The following is a 474-nucleotide window of genomic DNA, read 5'->3' as shown; positions in this document are numbered from 1 at the left end:
TGGTGCTTCCAGCCGACCGAGGCTGCGAGGTCGCCCAGCTTGCAGAAGTTGTGGCCATGCTGCAGGCGCAGCACCTTGAGGGCGTCAGGCACAACCATGCGCTTGACTTTGTCGTACGGGGGCGGCACGCCCTCAAAGGTCTTCAGCCTTTCCAGAGCTGCTGCGCCGCGCTTTGTCTTGTGCGGCACCATTCCACGCACTGTCCTCCAGAATATCCTGGATGGTGCACGGAAGTGGATGGGCCCCTTCTTGGGGTTGGAGTTCATCCGTTTCCTTAAGAATCGCTCATATTTCATCTTCTGGCGCACGAGACCTCCTGAAACATTGATCTCCTCTGCACGGGTCACAACGATGTGCTGGCCGTTCAGAGTCTGCTTTGACAACAATTGAGGCCAAACGCCCCAGCTATGTGCCCTCGGGCATCAATCACGACCGTTCTTCGGCATATTGGCTGCCTGACTGTGTGTACCCCCT

Annotated in this window: 1 protein-coding gene; it reads right to left on the bottom strand. The window is 57.6% G+C overall.

Annotated elements, in window-relative coordinates:
• Positions 1–347, bottom strand: a 347-nt coding sequence (gene rplM, locus RJ05_RS33140; RefSeq protein ID WP_255220960.1) for a 50S ribosomal protein L13, incomplete at its 3' end; no start/stop codon positions are given.
• Positions 348–474: the final 127 nt, after the last annotated feature.

The sequence above is a fragment of the Nocardia cyriacigeorgica NBRC 100375 genome (genome assembly GCF_000308555.1).
Taxonomy (GTDB): domain Bacteria; phylum Actinomycetota; class Actinomycetes; order Mycobacteriales; family Mycobacteriaceae; genus Nocardia; species Nocardia cyriacigeorgica.
Note: the sequence above shows the minus strand (reverse complement) of the source record. Positions and strands in the feature narration are given on the sequence as shown.